18 protein-coding genes are annotated in these 18,887 nt (G+C 48.8%); 15 read left to right on the top strand and 3 right to left on the bottom strand.

The window, feature by feature from the left end:
* Nucleotides 1-8: 8 nt before the first annotated feature.
* On the bottom strand, nt 9-1,973 hold the full coding sequence (gene acs, locus AC5SV9_RS01400) for an acetate--CoA ligase (protein WP_475153281.1): 1,965 nt from the start codon (nt 1,971-1,973) through the stop codon (nt 9-11).
* A gap of 242 nt (nt 1,974-2,215) precedes the next feature.
* Here acs and AC5SV9_RS01395 point away from each other — a divergent pair, with 242 nt between their 5' ends.
* The gene (locus AC5SV9_RS01395; RefSeq protein ID WP_475153279.1) at nt 2,216-3,367 is read left to right on the top strand and encodes a DcaP family trimeric outer membrane transporter; all 1,152 of its coding nucleotides are present in this window, start codon (nt 2,216-2,218) and stop codon (nt 3,365-3,367) included.
* Nucleotides 3,368-3,434: 67 nt separating this feature from the next.
* Here AC5SV9_RS01395 and rne read toward each other — a convergent pair whose 3' ends face one another.
* The gene (rne, locus tag AC5SV9_RS01390) at nt 3,435-6,494 is read right to left on the bottom strand and encodes a ribonuclease E (protein WP_475153278.1); all 3,060 of its coding nucleotides are present in this window, start codon (nt 6,492-6,494) and stop codon (nt 3,435-3,437) included.
* A gap of 503 nt (nt 6,495-6,997) precedes the next feature.
* On the opposite strand from rne, the gene rluC reads away from it, so the two are divergent.
* Together rluC and AC5SV9_RS01380 are read left to right on the top strand one after the other, a co-directional pair.
* Nucleotides 6,998-7,951 carry a 23S rRNA pseudouridine(955/2504/2580) synthase RluC gene (gene rluC, locus AC5SV9_RS01385; protein WP_475153277.1) on the top strand — a complete coding sequence of 318 codons (954 nt, stop codon included), beginning with the start codon at nt 6,998-7,000 and terminating at the stop codon, nt 7,949-7,951.
* A gap of 1 nt (nt 7,952) precedes the next feature.
* Entirely contained in the window at nt 7,953-8,612 is a 660-nt protein-coding gene (locus AC5SV9_RS01380) for an HAD family hydrolase (protein WP_475153276.1), read from the top strand.
* 16 nt (nt 8,613-8,628) lie between these two features.
* Here the strand turns inward: AC5SV9_RS01380 and AC5SV9_RS01375 are convergent, their stop codons facing one another.
* A complete protein-coding gene (locus AC5SV9_RS01375) occupies nt 8,629-9,225 on the bottom strand; it encodes a Maf family protein (RefSeq protein WP_475153275.1) in 597 nt (198 codons plus the stop codon).
* Nucleotides 9,226-9,281: 56 nt separating this feature from the next.
* Between AC5SV9_RS01375 and yceD the strand changes: the two genes are divergently transcribed.
* The 12 genes from yceD to holB all read left to right on the top strand — a co-directional run bounded on the left by yceD (nt 9,282) and on the right by holB (nt 18,877).
* A complete protein-coding gene (yceD, locus tag AC5SV9_RS01370) occupies nt 9,282-9,884 on the top strand; it encodes a 23S rRNA accumulation protein YceD (RefSeq protein WP_495473528.1) in 603 nt (200 codons plus the stop codon).
* A gap of 16 nt (nt 9,885-9,900) precedes the next feature.
* Nucleotides 9,901-10,065: a 50S ribosomal protein L32 gene (gene rpmF / locus AC5SV9_RS01365; protein ID WP_008223049.1), complete on the top strand. Its 165-nt coding sequence runs from the start codon at nt 9,901-9,903 to the stop codon at nt 10,063-10,065.
* A gap of 6 nt (nt 10,066-10,071) precedes the next feature.
* Nucleotides 10,072-11,112 carry a phosphate acyltransferase PlsX gene (gene plsX, locus AC5SV9_RS01360; protein ID WP_475153272.1) on the top strand — a complete coding sequence of 347 codons (1,041 nt, stop codon included), beginning with the start codon at nt 10,072-10,074 and terminating at the stop codon, nt 11,110-11,112.
* Between the two features lie 6 nt (nt 11,113-11,118).
* Complete coding sequence (locus tag AC5SV9_RS01355) at nt 11,119-12,078, top strand: beta-ketoacyl-ACP synthase III (RefSeq protein ID WP_273021702.1); 960 nt, start codon at nt 11,119-11,121, stop codon at nt 12,076-12,078.
* Between the two features lie 38 nt (nt 12,079-12,116).
* Nucleotides 12,117-13,052, top strand: a complete 936-nt coding sequence (fabD, locus tag AC5SV9_RS01350) for an ACP S-malonyltransferase (protein ID WP_475153270.1) — start codon at nt 12,117-12,119, stop codon at nt 13,050-13,052.
* A gap of 10 nt (nt 13,053-13,062) precedes the next feature.
* Nucleotides 13,063-13,809: a 3-oxoacyl-ACP reductase FabG gene (fabG, locus tag AC5SV9_RS01345; RefSeq protein WP_475153269.1), complete on the top strand. Its 747-nt coding sequence runs from the start codon at nt 13,063-13,065 to the stop codon at nt 13,807-13,809.
* Nucleotides 13,810-13,943: 134 nt separating this feature from the next.
* A complete protein-coding gene (gene acpP / locus AC5SV9_RS01340; protein ID WP_134054564.1) occupies nt 13,944-14,180 on the top strand; it encodes an acyl carrier protein in 237 nt (78 codons plus the stop codon).
* A 79-nt stretch (nt 14,181-14,259) separates the two neighbouring features.
* Nucleotides 14,260-15,498, top strand: a complete 1,239-nt coding sequence (gene fabF, locus AC5SV9_RS01335) for a beta-ketoacyl-ACP synthase II (protein WP_475153268.1) — start codon at nt 14,260-14,262, stop codon at nt 15,496-15,498.
* Between the two features lie 99 nt (nt 15,499-15,597).
* On the top strand, nt 15,598-16,353 hold the full coding sequence (gene pabC / locus AC5SV9_RS01330; RefSeq protein WP_475153266.1) for an aminodeoxychorismate lyase: 756 nt from the start codon (nt 15,598-15,600) through the stop codon (nt 16,351-16,353).
* On the top strand, nt 16,347-17,357 hold the full coding sequence (mltG, locus tag AC5SV9_RS01325) for an endolytic transglycosylase MltG (protein WP_475153265.1): 1,011 nt from the start codon (nt 16,347-16,349) through the stop codon (nt 17,355-17,357). Before pabC ends, mltG begins: the two co-directional genes overlap by 7 nt.
* Nucleotides 17,354-17,980: a dTMP kinase gene (tmk, locus tag AC5SV9_RS01320; RefSeq protein ID WP_475153264.1), complete on the top strand. Its 627-nt coding sequence runs from the start codon at nt 17,354-17,356 to the stop codon at nt 17,978-17,980. The genes mltG and tmk overlap by 4 nt, the downstream gene beginning before the upstream one ends.
* Nucleotides 17,981-17,983: 3 nt before the next feature.
* On the top strand, nt 17,984-18,877 hold the full coding sequence (gene holB, locus AC5SV9_RS01315) for a DNA polymerase III subunit delta' (RefSeq protein WP_475153263.1): 894 nt from the start codon (nt 17,984-17,986) through the stop codon (nt 18,875-18,877).
* The last annotated feature ends 10 nt before the right edge of the window (nt 18,878-18,887 follow it).

Raw genomic sequence — 18,887 nt, 5'->3', positions numbered from 1 at the left:
GGCTGGGGTTATTTCCGGTTTAACCGGTTGTTTACCAGCGTTTCAACTACTGACGGATCGGCCAGGGTAGAAATGTCGCCTAACTGATCGTGCTCGTTGGCCGCAATTTTACGCAGGATCCTGCGCATAATTTTGCCAGAGCGGGTTTTGGGCAAGCCAGTCGGGGCCCATTGGATCAGATCCGGTGTTGCGATGGGTGATATCTCTTCACGCACCCAATCCCTTAGCGCTTTGGTTAGCTCGGCACTGGGCTCTATGCCTACGCGCGGCGTGACATACACATAAATACCCTGACCTTTAATATCGTGCGGGTAGCCAACGACAGCCGCTTCGGCTACTGCGTCGTGTGCAACCAGACAGCTTTCAATTTCAGCAGTACCCAGGCGGTGGCCCGAAATATTCAGCACATCATCAACCCGACCTGTCAGCCAGTAGTACCCGTCGGCATCGCGCTTGGCACCATCGCCGGTAAAGTAAAGGCCAGGGTAGGTGCTGAAGTACGTCTGTTCAAAGCGTTCGTGGTCGCCATAAACTGTGCGCATCTGGCCGGGCCAGCTATCTTTTATCACAAGGTTGCCTTCACATTCGCCATGCAACTCCTTGCCCTCGTTATCCACTATCGCCGGTTGCACACCAAAGAAAGGGCGTGTAGCCGAACCGGGTTTTAGCTCAGTGCAACCCGGTAGTGGGGTGATCAGAATACCGCCGGTCTCAGTTTGCCACCAGGTATCAACAATAGGGCAGCTACCTTTACCGAATTTATCGTGATACCAATTCCACGCTTCGGGATTAATCGGCTCACCGACACTGCCAAGCGTGCGCAGCGAAGCCAGGCTGCAACCTTCAACCGGTGCATCGCCGTGTGCCATTAATGCGCGTATCGCCGTAGGTGCGGTATACAAAATGTTGACCTTATATTTGTCAACAATCTGAGCCATCCGCTTCACACTCGGATAATTTGGCACACCTTCGAACAGCACGCTGCTGGCGCCATTGGCCAGCGGACCATAAACAATGTAGGTATGTCCGGTAACCCAGCCGATATCAGCTGCACACCAGTAAATATCACCGTCATGGTAATCAAATACATATTGGTGCGTCATTGAAGCCCATACCATATAACCGCCCGTGGTATGCAACACACCTTTAGGTTTGCCGGTAGAGCCAGAGGTATACAGAATAAATAATGGATCTTCTGCATTCATTGGCTCAGCCGGGCAGTCGCTGCTTTGCTTACCTAGCAATTCGTGATACCAGACATCCCGGCCGTCTTTACCGGCATCCATGTCGACATTCTTGCCAACATGCTTAACAACGATGACATTCTGCACCGGCGAATCAGCGCCAAGGTGTGCCAGCGCCATGTCGGTATTGTCTTTCAGGTTTGTAACGCGACTACCGCGCAGCGCCTGATCTGCTGTAATCACCAGTTTTGAATCACAATCTACAATACGGCTGCCAAGCGCGTCCGGTGAAAAGCCGGCAAACACGACCGAGTGCACCGCACCTATGCGGGCGCACGCCAGCAGTGCCACAGTCGCTTCCGGTATCATCGGCAAATATATTGTTACCCGGTCACCTTTTTTAATGCCCAGCGACTTCATACCATTGGCCAGCTGGCAGACCTGCTGGTGCAGCTGAGCGTAAGTGACAGTTTTTTGCACATCTGGAGAGTCGCCTTCCCAGTAGTAAGCGACCTGATCTGCTCGCTCCGGCAAGTGGCGGTCCAGACAGTTGTAGCTGGCGTTCAATACGCCGTCGCTAAACCAGTTGATACCAACTTTGCCGCTTTCGAAGCTGGTGCTTTTAACTTTGCTAAAAGCGGTAAACCAGTGCAGACGTTTACCATGTTCCGCCCAGAACGTATCTGGTGAGCTGACAGACTGCTGATACATCTGCATATACTGCTCGTTGGTCAGAAGTGAGCGTTTTGCTGCACTGGCGGGTACCGGATAAACTGATGGATGTGACATAACTTCCCCTGTGAGATCTGCTTGATTTTATACTGCAGTCTTTCTATCTAAGCCGCGTGGCAATTGGAATTAGACCTTAGTCTAGCCAATGTCGGTTGGTACTGCTAGCAATGGTAAAGCAAATGTAATGCTGCTGATAAATAATCAATTTGCGACTAAAGGCTAATTGCAGTCAGTGCAGCTGTGAACCACAGTTGATGCGCAAAATAACCATTAAAAGAACAAAGTTGGAGAGACGGCATATGAAAAAAATAACAACAGTATCCTATCTGGCATCCTGTATAGCGCTTGCTGCTGGCGGTGTTCAGGCTGCAGGGTTTGATATCGGCGGTACTAATGTTACCTTCGGCGGTTACGTAAAACTTGATGCGATGGTCACAGACGCTGATGGCGATATGGTATCACTGGGACGTGAGTTTTATGTGCCATCGCTAACACCGATCGGCGGCGATAGCACTACGCGTTTTGACATGCATGCACGCCAGTCACGTTTCTTCTTTTCTACAGCAACTGAACTTGAAGATGGCAGCAAAATCACCGGCCACCTCGAATTTGACTTTATGACCAGTAACAATGGTAATGACCAGCGCACGACAAATGGCTACAGTCCGGTAATGCGTCATGCGTTTATCAAGTATAAAAACTGGACCCTGGGTCAAACCTGGTCAAACTTTATGGATGTTGCCTCATTACCTGACACACTGGACTTCGTGGGTAACCCTGATGCAGCTATCTTTATCCGCCAGGCACAGGTGCGGTATACCCATGGCAACTTTGCATTTGCCGTTGAGAATCCCGAATCAACAGTGACACCTTTTGGTGGTGGTCCCCGCATGACCACAGACGACAATGCTACGCCTGACTTTACAGCCAGCTACAGCCTGAAAACTGACTGGGGTTTTGTGAAGGTAGCCGGTTTAGTTCGTCAAATCGCTATTGATGACGGCACCTTTGACGATGAAGTGACGTCGTATGGCTTGTCAGTCAGTACCAAAGTAGATTTCTCTAACAAAGACGACTTACGTGTCACGTTCAATACCGGTAAAGGTCTTGGCCGTTATGTCGGGCTAAATACCGTTAATGGTGCAGTGCTGGATGCAAATGGTAACCTGGAGACCATTGACGTTACTGCATTCTCTGTTGCATACCGCCACTTATGGAACGACCAATGGCGCTCAACTTTCCTGTATTCAACATTGATGGCAGATAACGATACAGCGCTGACCGGGGTAGGCGTGACGAAAACCACACAGAGTTACAGTGCTAACCTGTTGTACCAGGCATCTAAAAAGCTGATGGTGGGTATCGAATATAAGTTTGCCAACCGTGAAGTGGAATCAGGCCTTGATGGCGATATGAACCGTATTCAGTTCAGTGCCAAATACGATTTCTGATAAATACGAACCCACAAAAAAGCCAGACTGTTGTCTGGCTTTTTTATTTCAACTTAACTAAAGCAGCTTATTCATCTGCTTTAGGTTTGGTCATCGGTGCAGACACTGCCTGACGGGCAAAGGCTGAACCAGCAGGACGCTGAGAACTGGCAACTGCCGGGCGCTCTGCTGCTGGCATCGCGGCCGGTGCAGGCGCTTCTTCAACCGTTGTTGCAGCTGTTTCAGGTTTAGTCATTGTTGCTACAACCATTTGTGCATAGCGACCGCCAGCAGGTTTTGCTGCAGTAGCTTTCGTTTCTGCAACCACCGGGGCTGCTGCTTCAGCTTTTGCAGCAGGTGCAGGCTCAGCCTTAACTGTATCAGCGTTGTCGTCAGAAGTTTGCGCTACGGCTACCTCAACAGAGGGCTGTACTTCGGCTATTTCTGCAGGTGTATCAGAAGTCGCTGTGTCAGTTTCTGCGTTACTACTTTGTGCTTTTTTCGCAGCTGGCTTGCGGCGTGCACGTGGTTTTGGCTTATCGCTGTCTGGCTGTGCTACTGCGGTGTCTACCTCGGCTGCTTCAGCTTCACTGTGCGTTTGTGCAGTCTCAACGATTTCGGCAGTTTTATCATCAGATACGACAACGGCAACATCAGCTTTTTCAGCAGAGTCAACTGCAGGCTTATCAGTGACAGGCTCCTGTGCAACTACCTGTTCAGCCACATCGGTGGTTTCCGTACTGATGTCACTTACTTCCGCAGTATCGTTTTGCTCTTGATCCTTCTTACGTTTCTGGCCAGCAGCACGTAAATGGCGTGGTGAGCGGCGGTTGCGGCTTCTTGGCTCATTCGCGTCTTGCTCAGCTGATTCTGTCACAGTTTCTGCAGCTGCATCTGTCGCTACCAGTGTTTCGGATGCATTAACCTCTTCTGCAGCAGGAGCCGGTACAGTAGAGGTTACGCTAACTTCAGCGGCAGCTTCTGCACTGTTATGTTTCGCAGCGGCCGGCGTAATATCAGCGATATCATCTGCTGGCATTGATGTGGCGTTGTCCACCAAGTGTGCTGCTGCACTGTCTGTCGCGACAGGTTTATCCATCCGAACAGACTTACGCATGTTTCGGCGCTGGCGGCGCTCAGCAACACGCTGTGGTGCGCTGCTATCATCCTGCTCTTTGGCAACCGGTGCTTTCTCAACAGGCTTTTTCTGCTCTTGCTGAGCACGTGGTGCACGTTGCTCATGCTGCTTTTGCTGACGCTCGGGTTTGGCCTGGGCTGTCTCGTCTTTTACCTGAGTAACAGTGCTATTACGCTCTTCACCGTCGTTGCGGCGACGTTGTTTGTTACGGCGACGGTTATTATCACGACCAGCATCACGATTGTTTTCGCGGTTGCCATTACGCGGGCCGCGCTCTGGCGCCTTAGCCGGCTTCTTCACTTCGCTCTTTTCTTCTGCCGGAGCAAATAACTTACCAAACCAATTGCCGATAGCCGCCAGTAATCCAGGTGATTGTTCTGCAGGCTTTTCTGCTTTTGCCGCCGGGCGCGGGGTAGCATCTGCAATGTTTATTGCCGAAATAGCCGGTTTTTCTTTAACGGCATCCGACACCGGCTGATATAAGTTACCTGTCAGTTCCGGTGCTTTAACCATGTTGTAACTGACGTCGTCAATTTCTTCATCGATACGAATACGGATAACTTCGTGGTTAGGTGTTTCCATGTGCTCATTAGGAATAACATACACACGGATACCGTGACGTGTTTCAATGCGGCGCACTGCATCACGCTTTTCATTCATCAGATACGTTGCGACTGACACCGGAACCTGAGCATGGATCTGGCTGGTGTTATCTTTAATCGACTCTTCCTCGATTAAACGCAGAATGGATAACGCAGAGGACTCAGTACTGCGGATAGTGCCACGGCCATGACAGCGGGGGCATACATGTGTTGCTGACTCACCCAGTGACGGTCGCAGACGCTGTCGCGACATTTCAAGCAGACCAAAGCGTGATATACGGCCAATCTGAACCCTTGCTCGGTCATGTTTAACCGCTTCTTTTAAGCGGTTTTCCACTTCGCGTTGATGGCGCACTGGCGTCATATCGATAAAGTCGATAACGATTAAGCCACCTAAGTCACGCAGGCGTAACTGACGGGCAATTTCATCTGCCGCTTCCAGGTTGGTATTAAACGCAGTCTCTTCGATATCACCGCCTTTGGTCGCTTTTGATGAGTTGATATCAATAGCGGTCAGGGCTTCAGTGCTGTCGATGACGATGGAACCGCCTGACGGCAGACGCACTTCACGACGAAACGCTGATTCAATCTGGGTTTCAATCTGGAAGTGCATAAACAGCGGGACTTCACCCTGATACAATTTAACGCGGTGCGCAAAATCCGGACGGAACTGCTGGATATAGACTTTAGCTTCTTCAAAGATACGCGGGTTGTCGATCAGAATTTCACCGACATCGCGGCGCAGATAGTCGCGGATAGCACGAAATACGACATTACTTTCCTGATGAATCAAAAAGGGGGCAGCGCGCTTCTGTGCTTCTTCTGTTATCGCAGACCAGTGCTTTAACAGCGCTTTTAAATCGTAATCCAGCTCTTCATATGACTTACCCACACCCGCAGTGCGGACAATTAAGCCCATCCCATCCGGCATCTCTAACTGGCCCAGCGAGTCTTTCAGCTCCTGACGTTCGTCACCTTCAATACGGCGGGAAATACCGCCTGCACGCGGATTATTTGGCATCAGTACCAGATAAGATCCAGCCAGACTAATAAAGGTGGTTAACGCTGCGCCTTTTTGGCCGCGCTCTTCTTTATCAATCTGGATAATAACTTCCTGACCTTCTTTAACCACTTCTTTAATGTTAGGGCGGCCGTCAAAGCTGTAACCGGCAGGGAAGTATTCGCGGGAAATTTCTTTCAGAGGCAAAAAGCCGTGGCGATCGGCACCGTAATCAACAAAGGCTGCTTCTAAGCTGGGTTCAACCCGGGTAATTTTACCTTTATAGATATTGGCTTTCTTTTGTTCATGGCCCGGGCTTTCTATATCCAGGTCATATAATTTCTGGCCATCGACCAGTGCAACGCGGATTTCTTCTTCCTGCGTGGCGTTTATTAACATTCTTTTCATCGTTAGTGACTCGCATTTTGCAGCCACAACGCAGCCCAGCGGGCACTTGCGTGTTCAGACGTTATCAAACACTAATGGGTGCAGTCTCACGACTGGAATGTCTGAAGAAACCAAATTGTCACTGCGCTTGCCTCTATTGCTGGCTTAGCCCAATGTTATGCTGTTTTCGTTTTTGGATCTGAAACACACCGCCTTAAGGCGCTGCGTTATAGCAATAATCTTTATTGCTCTGGTTGACCGGAATTCATGTTTTGCCGCTGTTGATAATAAATTACGCAGCATTATCTCAGGCAAATGGCGTTTGTTTTACGCCTGGGGTATAAAAACGTTGGTTTTCACCACGATTTCGGTATGATCTGTTCCCCAGACGCTGCCGCACAAATTCTCTTACGTCACTTTGAGCGCCCTAATTGCCAGTTTTGGCAGAATTAGCTCCGGGATTATCCCACTAATAAGCAGCCGATAGCAACTGAAATCTAATATTAGCAGAGTATTCAAAACCCATGACCGACGAAATCAAGTTACCGGTGCAAATAATTGAAATAGAACCTGATTTTATCGGTCAGCGTATAGATAATTTTCTGTTGGCACGGCTTAAAGGCGTACCAAAAAGTGTTATTTATCGAGTTTTACGAAAAGGTGAGGTGCGAGTGAACAAAAAACGCATCAAACCTGAATACAAGCTGCAACAGGATGACGTTGTGCGCATTCCACCTTTAACTGTCGCGGCGGAAGGTGAACCGGTTTCCACTAAACTATCGATGGTAAAGGGGCTGGAACAGCATATCTTATTTGAAGATAACGATCTGATTGTACTAAATAAACCGTCTGGTATGGCTGTGCATGGCGGCAGTGGTTTGCAGTTTGGTGTAATCGAGGCGCTGCGGGCATTGCGGCCATTGGCTAAGCATTTAGAGCTGGTGCATCGTCTGGACAGAGATACCTCAGGCTGTTTGCTTATTGCCAAAAAACGCTCGGTATTAACCCATTTGCATGAGCAGCTACGTAATAAAACCGTAGAGAAAAAGTATTGGGCTTTAGTTGCCGGTGATTGGGATAATAAAGTGCGAAAAGTCACTGAGCCGCTGAAGAAAAATACGCTGCAATCAGGTGAAAGGGTGGTGCGGGTTGATGAAGCCGAAGGCAAGCCCTCTGAAACTCGCTTCCGGATCTTACAGCGCTATCAGCAAGGCACGCTGGTCGAAGCATTTCCTGTAACCGGCAGAACACACCAGATCCGCGTGCATACTGCTTGCAAAGGACATCCAATTGCTTGTGACGACAAGTATGGTGATAACACCTTTACCGCTCAGATGCAGCAAATAGGATTAAATCGCTTATTTTTGCATGCTAAAACCTTAAGTTTTATGCATCCGAATACTGAAACAACTATGCGCGTTGAAGCGCCGCTAGATAGCGTTCTTGAGCAAGCACTAAATAAATTAACGAGAAAATAGTATGGTGTCAGTAGCAAAAAACAATGTGTCGTTAGTCATATTTGATTGGGATGGCACTGTAATGGATTCGGTCGGGCGCATTGTCTCATCAATGCGTGCAGCTGCACTCAAGTCTGAACTGACGGTACCCACTGAATTTGCCGTTAAGCAGATCATTGGCTTAAGTCTCGACCCGGCCTTTGATATGTTATTTCCGGGTGTAGAAGAGGCGAAGCGTCAGCAGTTGTTTGCACATTATCGCGATCACTACGTACTACATGATACTACTCCAACGCCACTATTTATGGGTGTAGAGCAGGTGTTGCAACAGTTAAAAGACAGCAACATTAAACTGGCCGTTGCGACGGGAAAACAGCGCAGAGGTCTTGCGCGCATGTTTGCTGAAACCGGGCTGCAGAAGTATTTTGATACCAGCCGCTGTGCCGATGAAGCACAATCTAAGCCTCACCCTGACATGCTGCAACAAATCCTGCAAGAGCTGGACATGGCGCCGGAGCAGGCTGTTATGGTGGGTGATACCAGCCATGACATGAAAATGGCGCAGGCGATCAGCATGCCAAGAGTTGGTGTTACCCACGGTGTGCACGGTAGAGAGGTGTTATGTCAGTATGCACCTAAGGCGATAATCGATACTATGCCGGAATTGCTGCATGTATTATAAGTGCAGGTAATCTGAGTCAGAGTAAAACATTGACGCCCTCGTTCAGCAGTAGCGCATTTAAACGGATAAGAGGCAAACCAATCAGACTGTTTGGGTCATTACCGTTTAAACTGCTAAATAAGGTAATACCTAAACCTTCGCTTTTAAAGCTACCGGCACAGTCGAGTGGTTGTTCTTTAGCAATATAGGCGTCAATCTCTTCAGCTGATAAATGGCGAAAAGTGACGTCAAAAGGCTCTACCACTATCTGAGCATTGCCTGTATGTGCATTGACAACTGCCAGGCCTGTAAGGAACCTTACAGTATGACCACTAAAATGTGTCAGTTGCTTAACAGCATTCTCTATGGTGTGCGGTTTACCGATAATCTCATTTTCAAAAACAGCAACCTGATCTGAGCCTATAACCAGGCCGCACTGTAAAGAAGCGGCAATACTGTTGGCTTTTGCTAACGCCAGCCGATACACCAGCTGATTGGCAGTTTCTGCCGGCAGCGGCGTTTCATCAACCTCTGGCTTTACGGCGGTAAATGCCGTAGTCAGTTTGCTCAGCAGTTGTTGACGATAGACAGAGGTGGATGCCAGGTATAAAGGTGGTGATAAAGCGTCGCGCATGACAAAAAATAGCCTTAGTATTCAGAATCTGAAGCACTATAAACAGAATGAAAAAAATGCGCGAGAAAAACGGTAAAAATCTGTCAGATCCCTTTGACAGCAAGGGGGCGCTTCTATATGATGCGCGCCTTATGCAAAAAGTAAAAATGCCCGTTACTATAGATCCGGTTAAAGCAGCGCAAAAACGCTCTGATTACGAAGGTATTGTGCCTTTGGTAAATTTAACCCGGTTAACCGAAAGTCTGCTTAATAAGCAGGGCGAGGTAACGGTACGAGTTGAATGCGGTACTGACCAGCAAGGCCTGACTGTTATACAGGGTGGCGCTTCTTGCGAAGTGAGTGTAACCTGCGAACGTTGTGGTGAAGCCATGACAGTGTCGCTGGACTGCAATTTTGCATACACTCCGGTTAAACCGGATGATGACGCTGCTTTGGAGTTAATTCCTGAGCGTTACGACGTGATCGAGAAAGACGAGCACGGCGAAATAAATTTACGGCAGTTAGTGGAAGATGAGCTGATTCTGGCTTTACCATTGTTCCCGATGCATGACGAAGCGGTTTGTGCCGTTAGTGCATCATCGATGAGCTTTGGTGATATTGGTCCGGAACCGGAAAAACCCAATCCTTTCGCTGTACTGGCAGAATTAAAGAAAAAGTGAGTTTAGGAGAAATACCATGGCTGTTCAGCAAAACAAAAAATCACGTGCACGCCGCGATATGCGTCGTTCACACGATGCATTAACTGGCCCAACGCTGTCAGTTGATTCTACTACCGGTGAAACGCACCGTCGTCACCACATTACTGCCGACGGTTACTACAAAGGCCGTAAAGTAAAATAAGTCTGAGTGCATCGGGTGCAGCCGCTTAAGCTGACACTTGCATTAGATATGATGGGGGGCGATCATGGCCCCCATACTACTATTCCTGCTGCACTTGCGGCAGTTTGCGAATATTCTGATTTACATCTGATTCTGTGTGGCGACGAAGCCATACTAACCGAGCAGCTGAAGTTGCACGGTGTTTTTCCTCACCCCCAACTTAGTATCCGGCATAGTACACAGGTCGTATCGATGGCAGAGAAGCCATCAGTCGCTTTGCGTTCAAAACGCGACTCATCCATGCGTGTCGCTTTAGACTTGGTAGAAAAGGGCGAAGTGCAGGCTTGTGTCAGTGCTGGCAATACCGGTGCCCTAATTGCGATGGCGCATTTCGTGCTGAAAATGCTCAATGGCGTCGATCGCCCGGCATTGATCAGTGCATTGCCAGCGATTGAAAGTAATCCTGTCTACATGCTTGATTTAGGTGCCACTGTCAATTGCGACGCTGATACGTTATTTCAGTTTGCAGTGATGGGCGCTGTAATGGCAGAAGAGGTGATTGGTATCAGTCAACCCAAAGTTGCGCTTTTGAATATGGGTGAGGAAGAGATTAAAGGTTCTGATCAGATTAAACGCGCGTCCATGTTGTTATCAGAATGCAATGACATTAACTACATCGGCTATATCGAAGGTAATGACATTTTTACCGGCAAAGCAGATGTTATCGTCTGCGATGGTTTTGTTGGTAACGTGGCACTAAAAACCTGTGAAGGTGTGGCTAAACTGATTCTGCGCCGCTTTGAAACCAGCATTAAAGACAAGGTAACTGCACAATTATTCGGCTGGTTAATCAAACCTTTCATAAAAAACCTTTATCTGGGCGTGAACCCCGACCACTATAATGGTGCAAGTCTGTTAGGATTGCGCGGAATTGTAGTGAAAAGCCATGGAAATGCGACTAAAGAAGCATTTCTCAGTGCCATCCGGCAAGCGGTACGGGAAGTAGAACGTCAGGTACCCGCTAAAATCAAAGGCCGGTTGGAACACGTATTAATTGATAAAGCGTAGGTCCGCATGTATTCACGCATTATAGGTACCGGGAGTTATTTCCCATCTCAGGTTCGCAGCAATGCAGACCTTGAATCAATGGTTGAAACCACCGACGAATGGATTATCGAGCGAACCGGCATTAGAGAGCGCCGTATCATTGGTGACGACGAAACTGTCGCAACTATGGGGGCGCAAGCTGCACTGAAAGCCTTTGAAGCAGCAGATATCGACAAAAACAGCATTGATATGATTATCTGTGCCACCACCAGCGCCTCCAGAGCCTTGCCAAGCGCAGCGTGTGAAATTCAGCGTGAGCTCCAGATGCATGCTGTTCCTGCATTTGATATTGCAGCTGCCTGTGCCGGTTTCTGTTATGCACTGAGCGTTGCCGATCAATATATAAAAAGTGGTATTGCCAAGCGCGTTTTAGTCGTTGGCTCTGATTGCTTGTCCCGCCTGGTATCACCTGAAGACAGAAGTATGGTGATTTTATTTGGCGATGCGGCTGGTGCTGTGGTGCTTGAAGCGTCTGAGCAACCGGGTATTTTATCTACTCATATTCAGGCTGATGGTAAGTACTCAGAATTACTTTATGTTGATAATCCTATTCGTGGTAACGAGGCATCTGTCCACCAGTCATGGGGCTCAATGAAAGGTAATGACGTCTTTAAAGTTGCTGTAACCAAATTATCAGAGGTTGTAGAGCAGACACTGGCGGCAAATAACCTGGATAAGTCTGAGATAGACTGGCTGGTGCCACATCAGGCGAATCTGCGTATTATTTCTGCTGTCGCCCGCAAACTGGACATGTCAATGGATCAGGTCGTTATTAACCTCGACCGCTATGGCAATACGTCTGCTGCTACAGTGCCGACAGCACTTGATGAGGCTGTTCGTGATGGTCGTATCCAACGCGGCCAGACATTATTACTGGAAGCTTTTGGCGGTGGGTTTGCCTGGGCGTCGGCGCTGGTGCGTTACTAAACTTAGTCAGTACTTTATATTTTTCTGCAGGAATTAACATGACAACAAAACTTGCAATCGTCTTTCCGGGGCAGGGCTCGCAAAGTGTTGGTATGCTGGCCGATTTATATGCCGAATTTGATATTGTAAAACAGACTTTTACTGAAGCATCTGATGCTCTTGGTTATGATTTATGGGCACTGGTCGCAAATGGACCTGAAGCCGACTTAAACGAAACTCAGCGTACTCAGCCAGCGCTGTTAACCGCATCGGTTGCGGTCTGGCGCTTGTGGCAACAGCAAGGTGGCGTTCAGCCTGCATACTTCGCTGGTCACTCGCTGGGAGAGTATTCAGCGCTGGTATGTGCCGGGGTATTAAGCCTGTCAGACGCGGTTAAACTGGTGGAGAAACGCGGCAACTATATGCAGCAGGCGGTCCCTGCTGGCGTTGGTGCTATGTCTGCCATCATTGGTCTGGACGATGCAGCTATCGCTGCCGCCTGTGAACAGGCCGCTCAGGGTGAGGTGGTGTCAGCGGTTAATTACAATTCACCTGGTCAGGTTGTTATCGCCGGGCATAAAGCTGCGGTTGAGCGTGCCGGTGAGCTGTGTAAAGCCGCCGGTGCAAAGCGGGCTTTACCATTACCTGTCAGCGTGCCATCTCACTGCGCACTGATGCAGCCAGCGGCAGAAAAATTAGCCACCGATTTGGCGGCACTTAATTTTAATCATGCTGTCATACCGGTGGTCAATAATGTTGATGTTGTAACCACAAATGACGCAGCAGCGATAAAGGACGCACTGGTCCGTCAGTTATACAGCCCGGTTCGCTGGACTGAGACGATAGAGTGGTTAGCAGCCCAGGGCGTAACAGATGTACTGGAGCTTGGTGCTGGCAAAGTATTAAGCGGGCTAATTAAGCGTATAAATAAAGAATTAACTACCGGTTCAGTAGGTGATGTCGCCTCACTGCAAGCGGCGCTTAGTGCACAGTAAAGGATTTAACATGACACAGTTTATTTCATTAGAAGGTAAAGTCGCGCTGGTCACTGGCGCCAGCCGTGGTATCGGGCGTGCTGTTGCTGAACAACTTGCTGCACTTGGTGCCAAGGTTGTCGGTACTGCTACATCAGAGAAAGGTGCTGATGCTATCAGTACGTATCTTGGTGACAAAGGTTGTGGTCTGGTGTTAAATGTTGGCGATACAGCGTCAATCGAACAATGCCTGGAACAGATAAAAAACCAGTTTGGTGATATTGATATTCTGGTTAATAATGCCGGTATTACCCGGGATAATTTATTGATGCGGATGAAAGATGAAGAGTGGTTTGACATTATGCAAACTAACCTGACATCGGTATACCGCTTAAGTAAAGCTGTGATGCGTAGTATGATGAAAAAGCGCTTTGGCCGGATCATCAGTATCGGGTCTGTAGTTGGTTCTATGGGAAATGCCGGCCAGACAAATTATGCTGCGGCAAAAGCCGGTGTGCTGGGTTTTACCAAGTCACTGGCTAAAGAAGTGGCATCGCGTGGTATTACCGTGAACGCGATAGCGCCAGGCTTTATTGATACCGACATGACGAAAGAGCTATCTGATGATCAAAAAGAAGCTATTTTCGCTCAGGTTCCGGCGAATCGTTTAGGCCAGCCGGAAGAGATTGCAGCAACGGTTGCATTTTTGGCATCACAGCAGGCAGCCTATATTACCGGTGAAACAATTCACGTAAACGGCGGTATGTATATGGTGTAGGCCGATCTGGGAGCAGGTTAGACCAGCATAAAATGCTGTGTTCCGAGCTTGCAACCCACAAAGCTTACGCATAAACTAGCGCCACACAAAATTGCACGAATTGTTGCGATTTATATGAGAAAAAGGAAGAAAAGATGAGCAACATCGAAGAACGCGTTAAGAAGATCATTATTGAGCAACTGGGCGTTAAAGAAGACGAAGTGAAGAACGAAGCGTCTTTCGTTGAAGACCTGGGCGCTGACTCTCTGGATACAGTAGAGCTGGTAATGGCTCTGGAAGAAGAATTCGATACTGAAATTCCTGACGAAGAAGCTGAAAAAATTACTACTGTTCAGTCTGCGATTGATTACATCAAAGCGCACGCTGAGTAAGCTAACAGCTTGCAGAACGGGTAGCTAAGCTACCCGTTTTCATTTTACGATCGATAAAATTTCCATGGCGGAGGGTTTTGTGGCAAAACGTCGTGTGGTCGTTACCGGTTTAGGCATGTTGACGCCTCTGGGTAATGATGTTGCCTCAAGCTGGCAGGGTTTACAGCAAGCCCAAAGTGGTATATCGCTGATTGAACATTTCGATACCAGCGCTTACACCACTAAATTTGCAGGTTTGGTAAAGAACTTTGATGTAGAACCATATTTTCCGGCGAAAGACGCCAAAAAGATGGATCTGTTTATTCAATATGGCGTTGCGGCTGGGATCCAGGCGTTTCGTGACTCAGGCATTGAAATTACCGAGCAGAATGCTCCGCGTATTGGCGCGGCAATTGGTTCTGGTATTGGTGGTCTGGGGTTGATTGAAGATAATCATACCAAGCTGCTTAACAGTGGGCCAAAACGGTTATCGCCGTTTTTTGTACCGTCTACCATCATTAATATGATATCCGGTCAGCTGTCTATTATGCTCGGTTTACAAGGGCCAAATATCAGCATTGTGACTGCCTGTACCACAGGCGTGCATAATATCGGCCATGCTGCTCGCATGATCAGTTACGGTGATGCAGATGTGATGATTGCCGGTGGCGCAGAAAAAGCGTCTACTCCGCTTGGTATGGGCGGTTTTGGTGCTGCGCGGGCGTTGTCTACCCGTAACGACGCGCCGCAACAAGCCAGCCGGCCATGGGATAAAGACCGCGACGGTTTTGTGCTGGGTGATGGTGCCGGTGTTATGGTGTTGGAAGAGTATGAACACGCCAAAGCCCGCGGAGCGAAAATTTATGCCGAGCTGATTGGTTTTGGTATGAGCGGTGATGCTTATCACATGACTTCTCCACCAGAAAATGGCGCCGGTGCAGCAGCATCAATGCGTAATGCATTGAATGATGCCAAGGTTAATGCGGAGCAGGTTGCTTACATTAACGCGCATGGCACATCAACGCCTGCCGGTGATATTGCAGAGACGAAAGCTATTAAGTCTGTGTTTGGTGATCATGCATCGAAAGTGATGGTGAGTTCGTCCAAATCAATGATTGGCCATCTACTTGGCGCAGCTGGGTCAGTTGAGTCGATCATTACTGTGTTGTCACTGCAGGAAAATATTGTTACGCCGACCATCAATCTGGATAATCCGGATGACGGTTGTGATCTGGACTATGTGCCGCATGAAGCCCGGCAGGTATCGATGGAGTATGCACTTTGCAACTCTTTCGGTTTTGGCGGAACAAACGGCTCAATCCTGTTCAAACGTCTTTAATCTGCTGTTTTTACAGACAAAGGCTGCCTTAAGTGCAGCCTTTGTTTTATCTGCGTTTTAAGGCATACTGCCGCTGATATTAATTTCCCGGTGACAGGTGTGCAATCGGCAATTTCCCCACAGGACCGTAGTTTTAATTATGGCGATGGTATTTTCACCACGATACAGGTGCGTGCAGGTGAAATACAGCTGTGGCCTTTGCATTTGCAGCGGCTACAACGTTCAGCGCGACAGTTAATGTTTGGTGATATTGATTGGGATTTAGTGACTGCCCAGGCGTATTCCGCTATCACTATGTCTGAGCAGGTGATCAAAATACTGATTTCCCGTGGCGAAGGTGGACGTGGCTATGGCTGTTCTGGTGTAACATCACCGCGCGTTTATGTTAGTAGCAGTGCTATGCCAGATTATACTGAAGCGCAAAAAGGCATTTTCCTTGGCCTGGCAACATTACAGCTTGCTGTGCAACCTGTGCTGGCTGGGCTTAAACATAACAATCGCCTCGAGCAGGTACTGATTAAGCAGCAGCTGAAAGACAGTACATATGACGATCTGCTGGTACTTGATCAGCTGGGTTTTGTCACTGAAGCCAGTGCTGCTAACGTATTATTCTGCCGGGAAGGTAACTGGTATACCCCCGAGCTGACACGGGCCGGCGTAGCTGGGGTAATGCGGCAGAACATTATGCAGCAACTGCCGGTACAGGAAGTGAACTGGCAGCTGGACGAGTTAAAGACGGTGGAGGCTATTGCTGTTTGCAACGCCCTGATGGGGATAGTCCCGGTGCGCCGGTTTTGTAACAGGGATTTATCACTGGCACCAGTACAGCAAATGAGAACGCAGGTAGTATGTTAAAACTTATCCGCTTAGGCTTTATCGTAGCGCTGTTACTTGGTGTCAGCTATTACGCGTTAGTGCGATACATACAGCAGATCCCGCTGCACTTACCAGATGATATTTACACCGTGACTGCCGGCAGCTCTGCAGCGTTACTATGTCGGCAGTGGCAACAGCAACAACAACTTACATCAACAAACTGTTTGGCGCTTAAACTTTATCTGCGCCTGCACCCGGCACAGGCAGGTGTAAAGCAGGGGGTATACCGGTTATCCGGTGAGCAGACACTGTTACAGCTGCTGGCACTATTCAGAAGTGGCAAAGAAGCCCAGTTTGCGCTTACGCTTATAGAAGGCGAAACCGTGCAGCAGAGCTTACAGCGTATAACGCAAGCCCCTTATCTAACTCAAGATTTGCAATCTGCACTGCAAGTGCAGCAAATGCTGCAGTGGCCCCAAGAATGGGGGGAAACCCCGGTGAATGCAGAAGCGCTGTTGTATCCTGATACTTATTATTACACCGCCAACAGTTCAGCCCGTGAACTGGTGCAGCGCGCACAACATGCTTTATTAAACGAGCTGGCGCAGGCCTGGGAGCAAAGACAAGGCGATTTACCGCTGCAAACGCCTTATCAGCTGCTTATTCTGGCGTCGATTATTGAAAAAGAGAGTAGTTACCCACCGGAAAAAACCATGGTTGCGTCGGTATTTGTAAACCGCTTACGTAAAAATATGCGTCTGCAGACTGATCCAACAGTGATTTACGGACTGGAAAATTTTAATGGTAATATCACCCGTACTGATTTGAACAACCCGCATCCATATAATACCTATCGCCATTTTGGTTTGCCGCCAGGCCCTATCAGTCTGGTTGGCCGGGCGTCATTGCTGGCCGCTGCCCAACCCGCTGAAACAGACTTATATTATTTTGTCAGCAAAGGCGATGGTACGCATCAGTTCTCTTCAACGCTGGAACAGCACAATAGTGCAGTAAAGAAATACATTCTGGGATCCAAGTTATGAACCGTAAGGGCAAATTTATCGTTGTCGAAGGCCTGGAAGGGGCCGGGAAAAGCAGCGCTATTGCTACTGTGAAACAGTATCTGCAGCACGCTGGCCACGAGGTCGTGTGCACCCGTGAGCCAGGCGGTACAGCGCTGGCAGAAAACCTGAGAACGTTAGTTAAACAGGTTCAGGATAACGAGGTCGTCGCCCCGCAAACAGAATTATTGCTGATGTATGCAGCCAGGATGCAATTGCTCGTCAATGTCATTCAGCCCGCCCTGAGTGAGGGCAAGTGGGTACTTGGCGACCGGCATGATATGTCTTCCCGGGCTTATCAGGGAGGCGGAAGACAGCTGGACGAAGCTTTTATTAATCACTTGCGCCATGCTGTGCTTGGAGATCTGACGCCTGATCTGACGTTGTATCTGGATATTGATCCGGCGATTGGGCTGGAGCGGGCGAGGGCGCGCGGCGAGTTGGATCGGATAGAGCAGGAACAGCTGACGTTTTTCCAACGCACGCGGCAGAAGTATCTGCAAATTGCCGCCAGTGAGCCCAACATAGAAGTTATTGATGCCAGCCAGCCGCTGGAGCAGGTGCAAGACAGTATTTTAGCTACACTGCGCCGGGTGTTTGAGTAAACCATGCTGCAGCCTTGGTTAGAGCGGTATCAGCAGCAGTTGAGTCGGCTGCTTGCGACACAGCAACTGGCGCATGGTATTTTGCTGACAGGCCCGTCAGGCATCGGCAAACATCAGCTGGCACAGTACCTGGTCGCCTCTTTGTTGTGTACTGCAAAGAATAAGCCCTGTGGTGAATGTAAAAGTTGTTTACTGTATGCAGCGGGAAATCATGCAGATTTTCTGGCGGTGGACAACTCTGGTACCACTATTGGTATAGATGCTGTGCGTCAGTTAAGTCAGTTTATGCAGGGGCGGCCACAGCAACAGCCAAACAAAGTGGTACTGGTAAGCGATGCTGATAAATTAACAGAGGCGGCAGCTAATGCGCTGTTAAAAACTCTGGAAGAGCCACCACAGAATAGTTTTATTATACTTTACTGCAACTCAGGCACTGCTTTACCTGCGACAGTCATCAGTCGCTGCCAGCAGTGGCAGTTGGCAGCAGAATTTGGTGATGATGCTAAAGATTGGTTGCGACAGCAAACGAACAGAGCAGTACCGGATTTTCTGCTGACATACTGTGGAGGCGGGCCGCTAAAGGCTTTAGCATTGCTCGAAAGTGGTGCGGCTGACCAACTTCAGGTCTCACTGCAACATTTAACCCAGTATCTGCAGCAACAATTGTCATTGACTGAATGCGTAAAGCAGCTGGAGCAGTCAGAGGGTATCAGCCAGTTGCTGGGCTGGTTCTTGCGTCAACAACTTGTGCCTTCAGACAGTCAGAACCCGCAACGTTTATTGGCCATGCATATGCTGTATAGCCGCTGGTGCCGTGACGATAGTCAGATTTTAGGGCAGAATAAGCAACTGGCGTTAAGTGCATTTTTAACAGAGCTTAAACGGCTGCACGGATAACCGGAGGACA

This window comes from Rheinheimera sp. ATLC3 (assembly GCF_059429535.1).
This window is presented reverse-complemented; position numbering and strand designations above follow the sequence as displayed.

Coding starts and splice junctions, on each gene's coding strand:
- mltG (WP_475153265.1), top strand. CDS start 16,347: ATGTTAAAACTTATCCGCTTAGGCTTTATCGTAGCGCTGTTACTTGGT.
- tmk (WP_475153264.1), top strand. CDS start 17,354: ATGAACCGTAAGGGCAAATTTATCGTTGTCGAAGGCCTGGAAGGGGCC.
- AC5SV9_RS01395 (WP_475153279.1), top strand. CDS start 2,216: ATGAAAAAAATAACAACAGTATCCTATCTGGCATCCTGTATAGCGCTT.
- rpmF (WP_008223049.1), top strand. CDS start 9,901: ATGGCTGTTCAGCAAAACAAAAAATCACGTGCACGCCGCGATATGCGT.
- AC5SV9_RS01380 (WP_475153276.1), top strand. CDS start 7,953: ATGGTGTCAGTAGCAAAAAACAATGTGTCGTTAGTCATATTTGATTGG.
- rne (WP_475153278.1), bottom strand. CDS start 6,494: ATGAAAAGAATGTTAATAAACGCCACGCAGGAAGAAGAAATCCGCGTT.
- fabG (WP_475153269.1), top strand. CDS start 13,063: ATGACACAGTTTATTTCATTAGAAGGTAAAGTCGCGCTGGTCACTGGC.
- yceD (WP_495473528.1), top strand. CDS start 9,282: ATGCGCGAGAAAAACGGTAAAAATCTGTCAGATCCCTTTGACAGCAAG.
- acpP (WP_134054564.1), top strand. CDS start 13,944: ATGAGCAACATCGAAGAACGCGTTAAGAAGATCATTATTGAGCAACTG.
- AC5SV9_RS01355 (WP_273021702.1), top strand. CDS start 11,119: ATGTATTCACGCATTATAGGTACCGGGAGTTATTTCCCATCTCAGGTT.
- rluC (WP_475153277.1), top strand. CDS start 6,998: ATGACCGACGAAATCAAGTTACCGGTGCAAATAATTGAAATAGAACCT.
- fabD (WP_475153270.1), top strand. CDS start 12,117: ATGACAACAAAACTTGCAATCGTCTTTCCGGGGCAGGGCTCGCAAAGT.
- AC5SV9_RS01375 (WP_475153275.1), bottom strand. CDS start 9,225: ATGCGCGACGCTTTATCACCACCTTTATACCTGGCATCCACCTCTGTC.
- acs (WP_475153281.1), bottom strand. CDS start 1,973: ATGTCACATCCATCAGTTTATCCGGTACCCGCCAGTGCAGCAAAACGC.
- holB (WP_475153263.1), top strand. CDS start 17,984: ATGCTGCAGCCTTGGTTAGAGCGGTATCAGCAGCAGTTGAGTCGGCTG.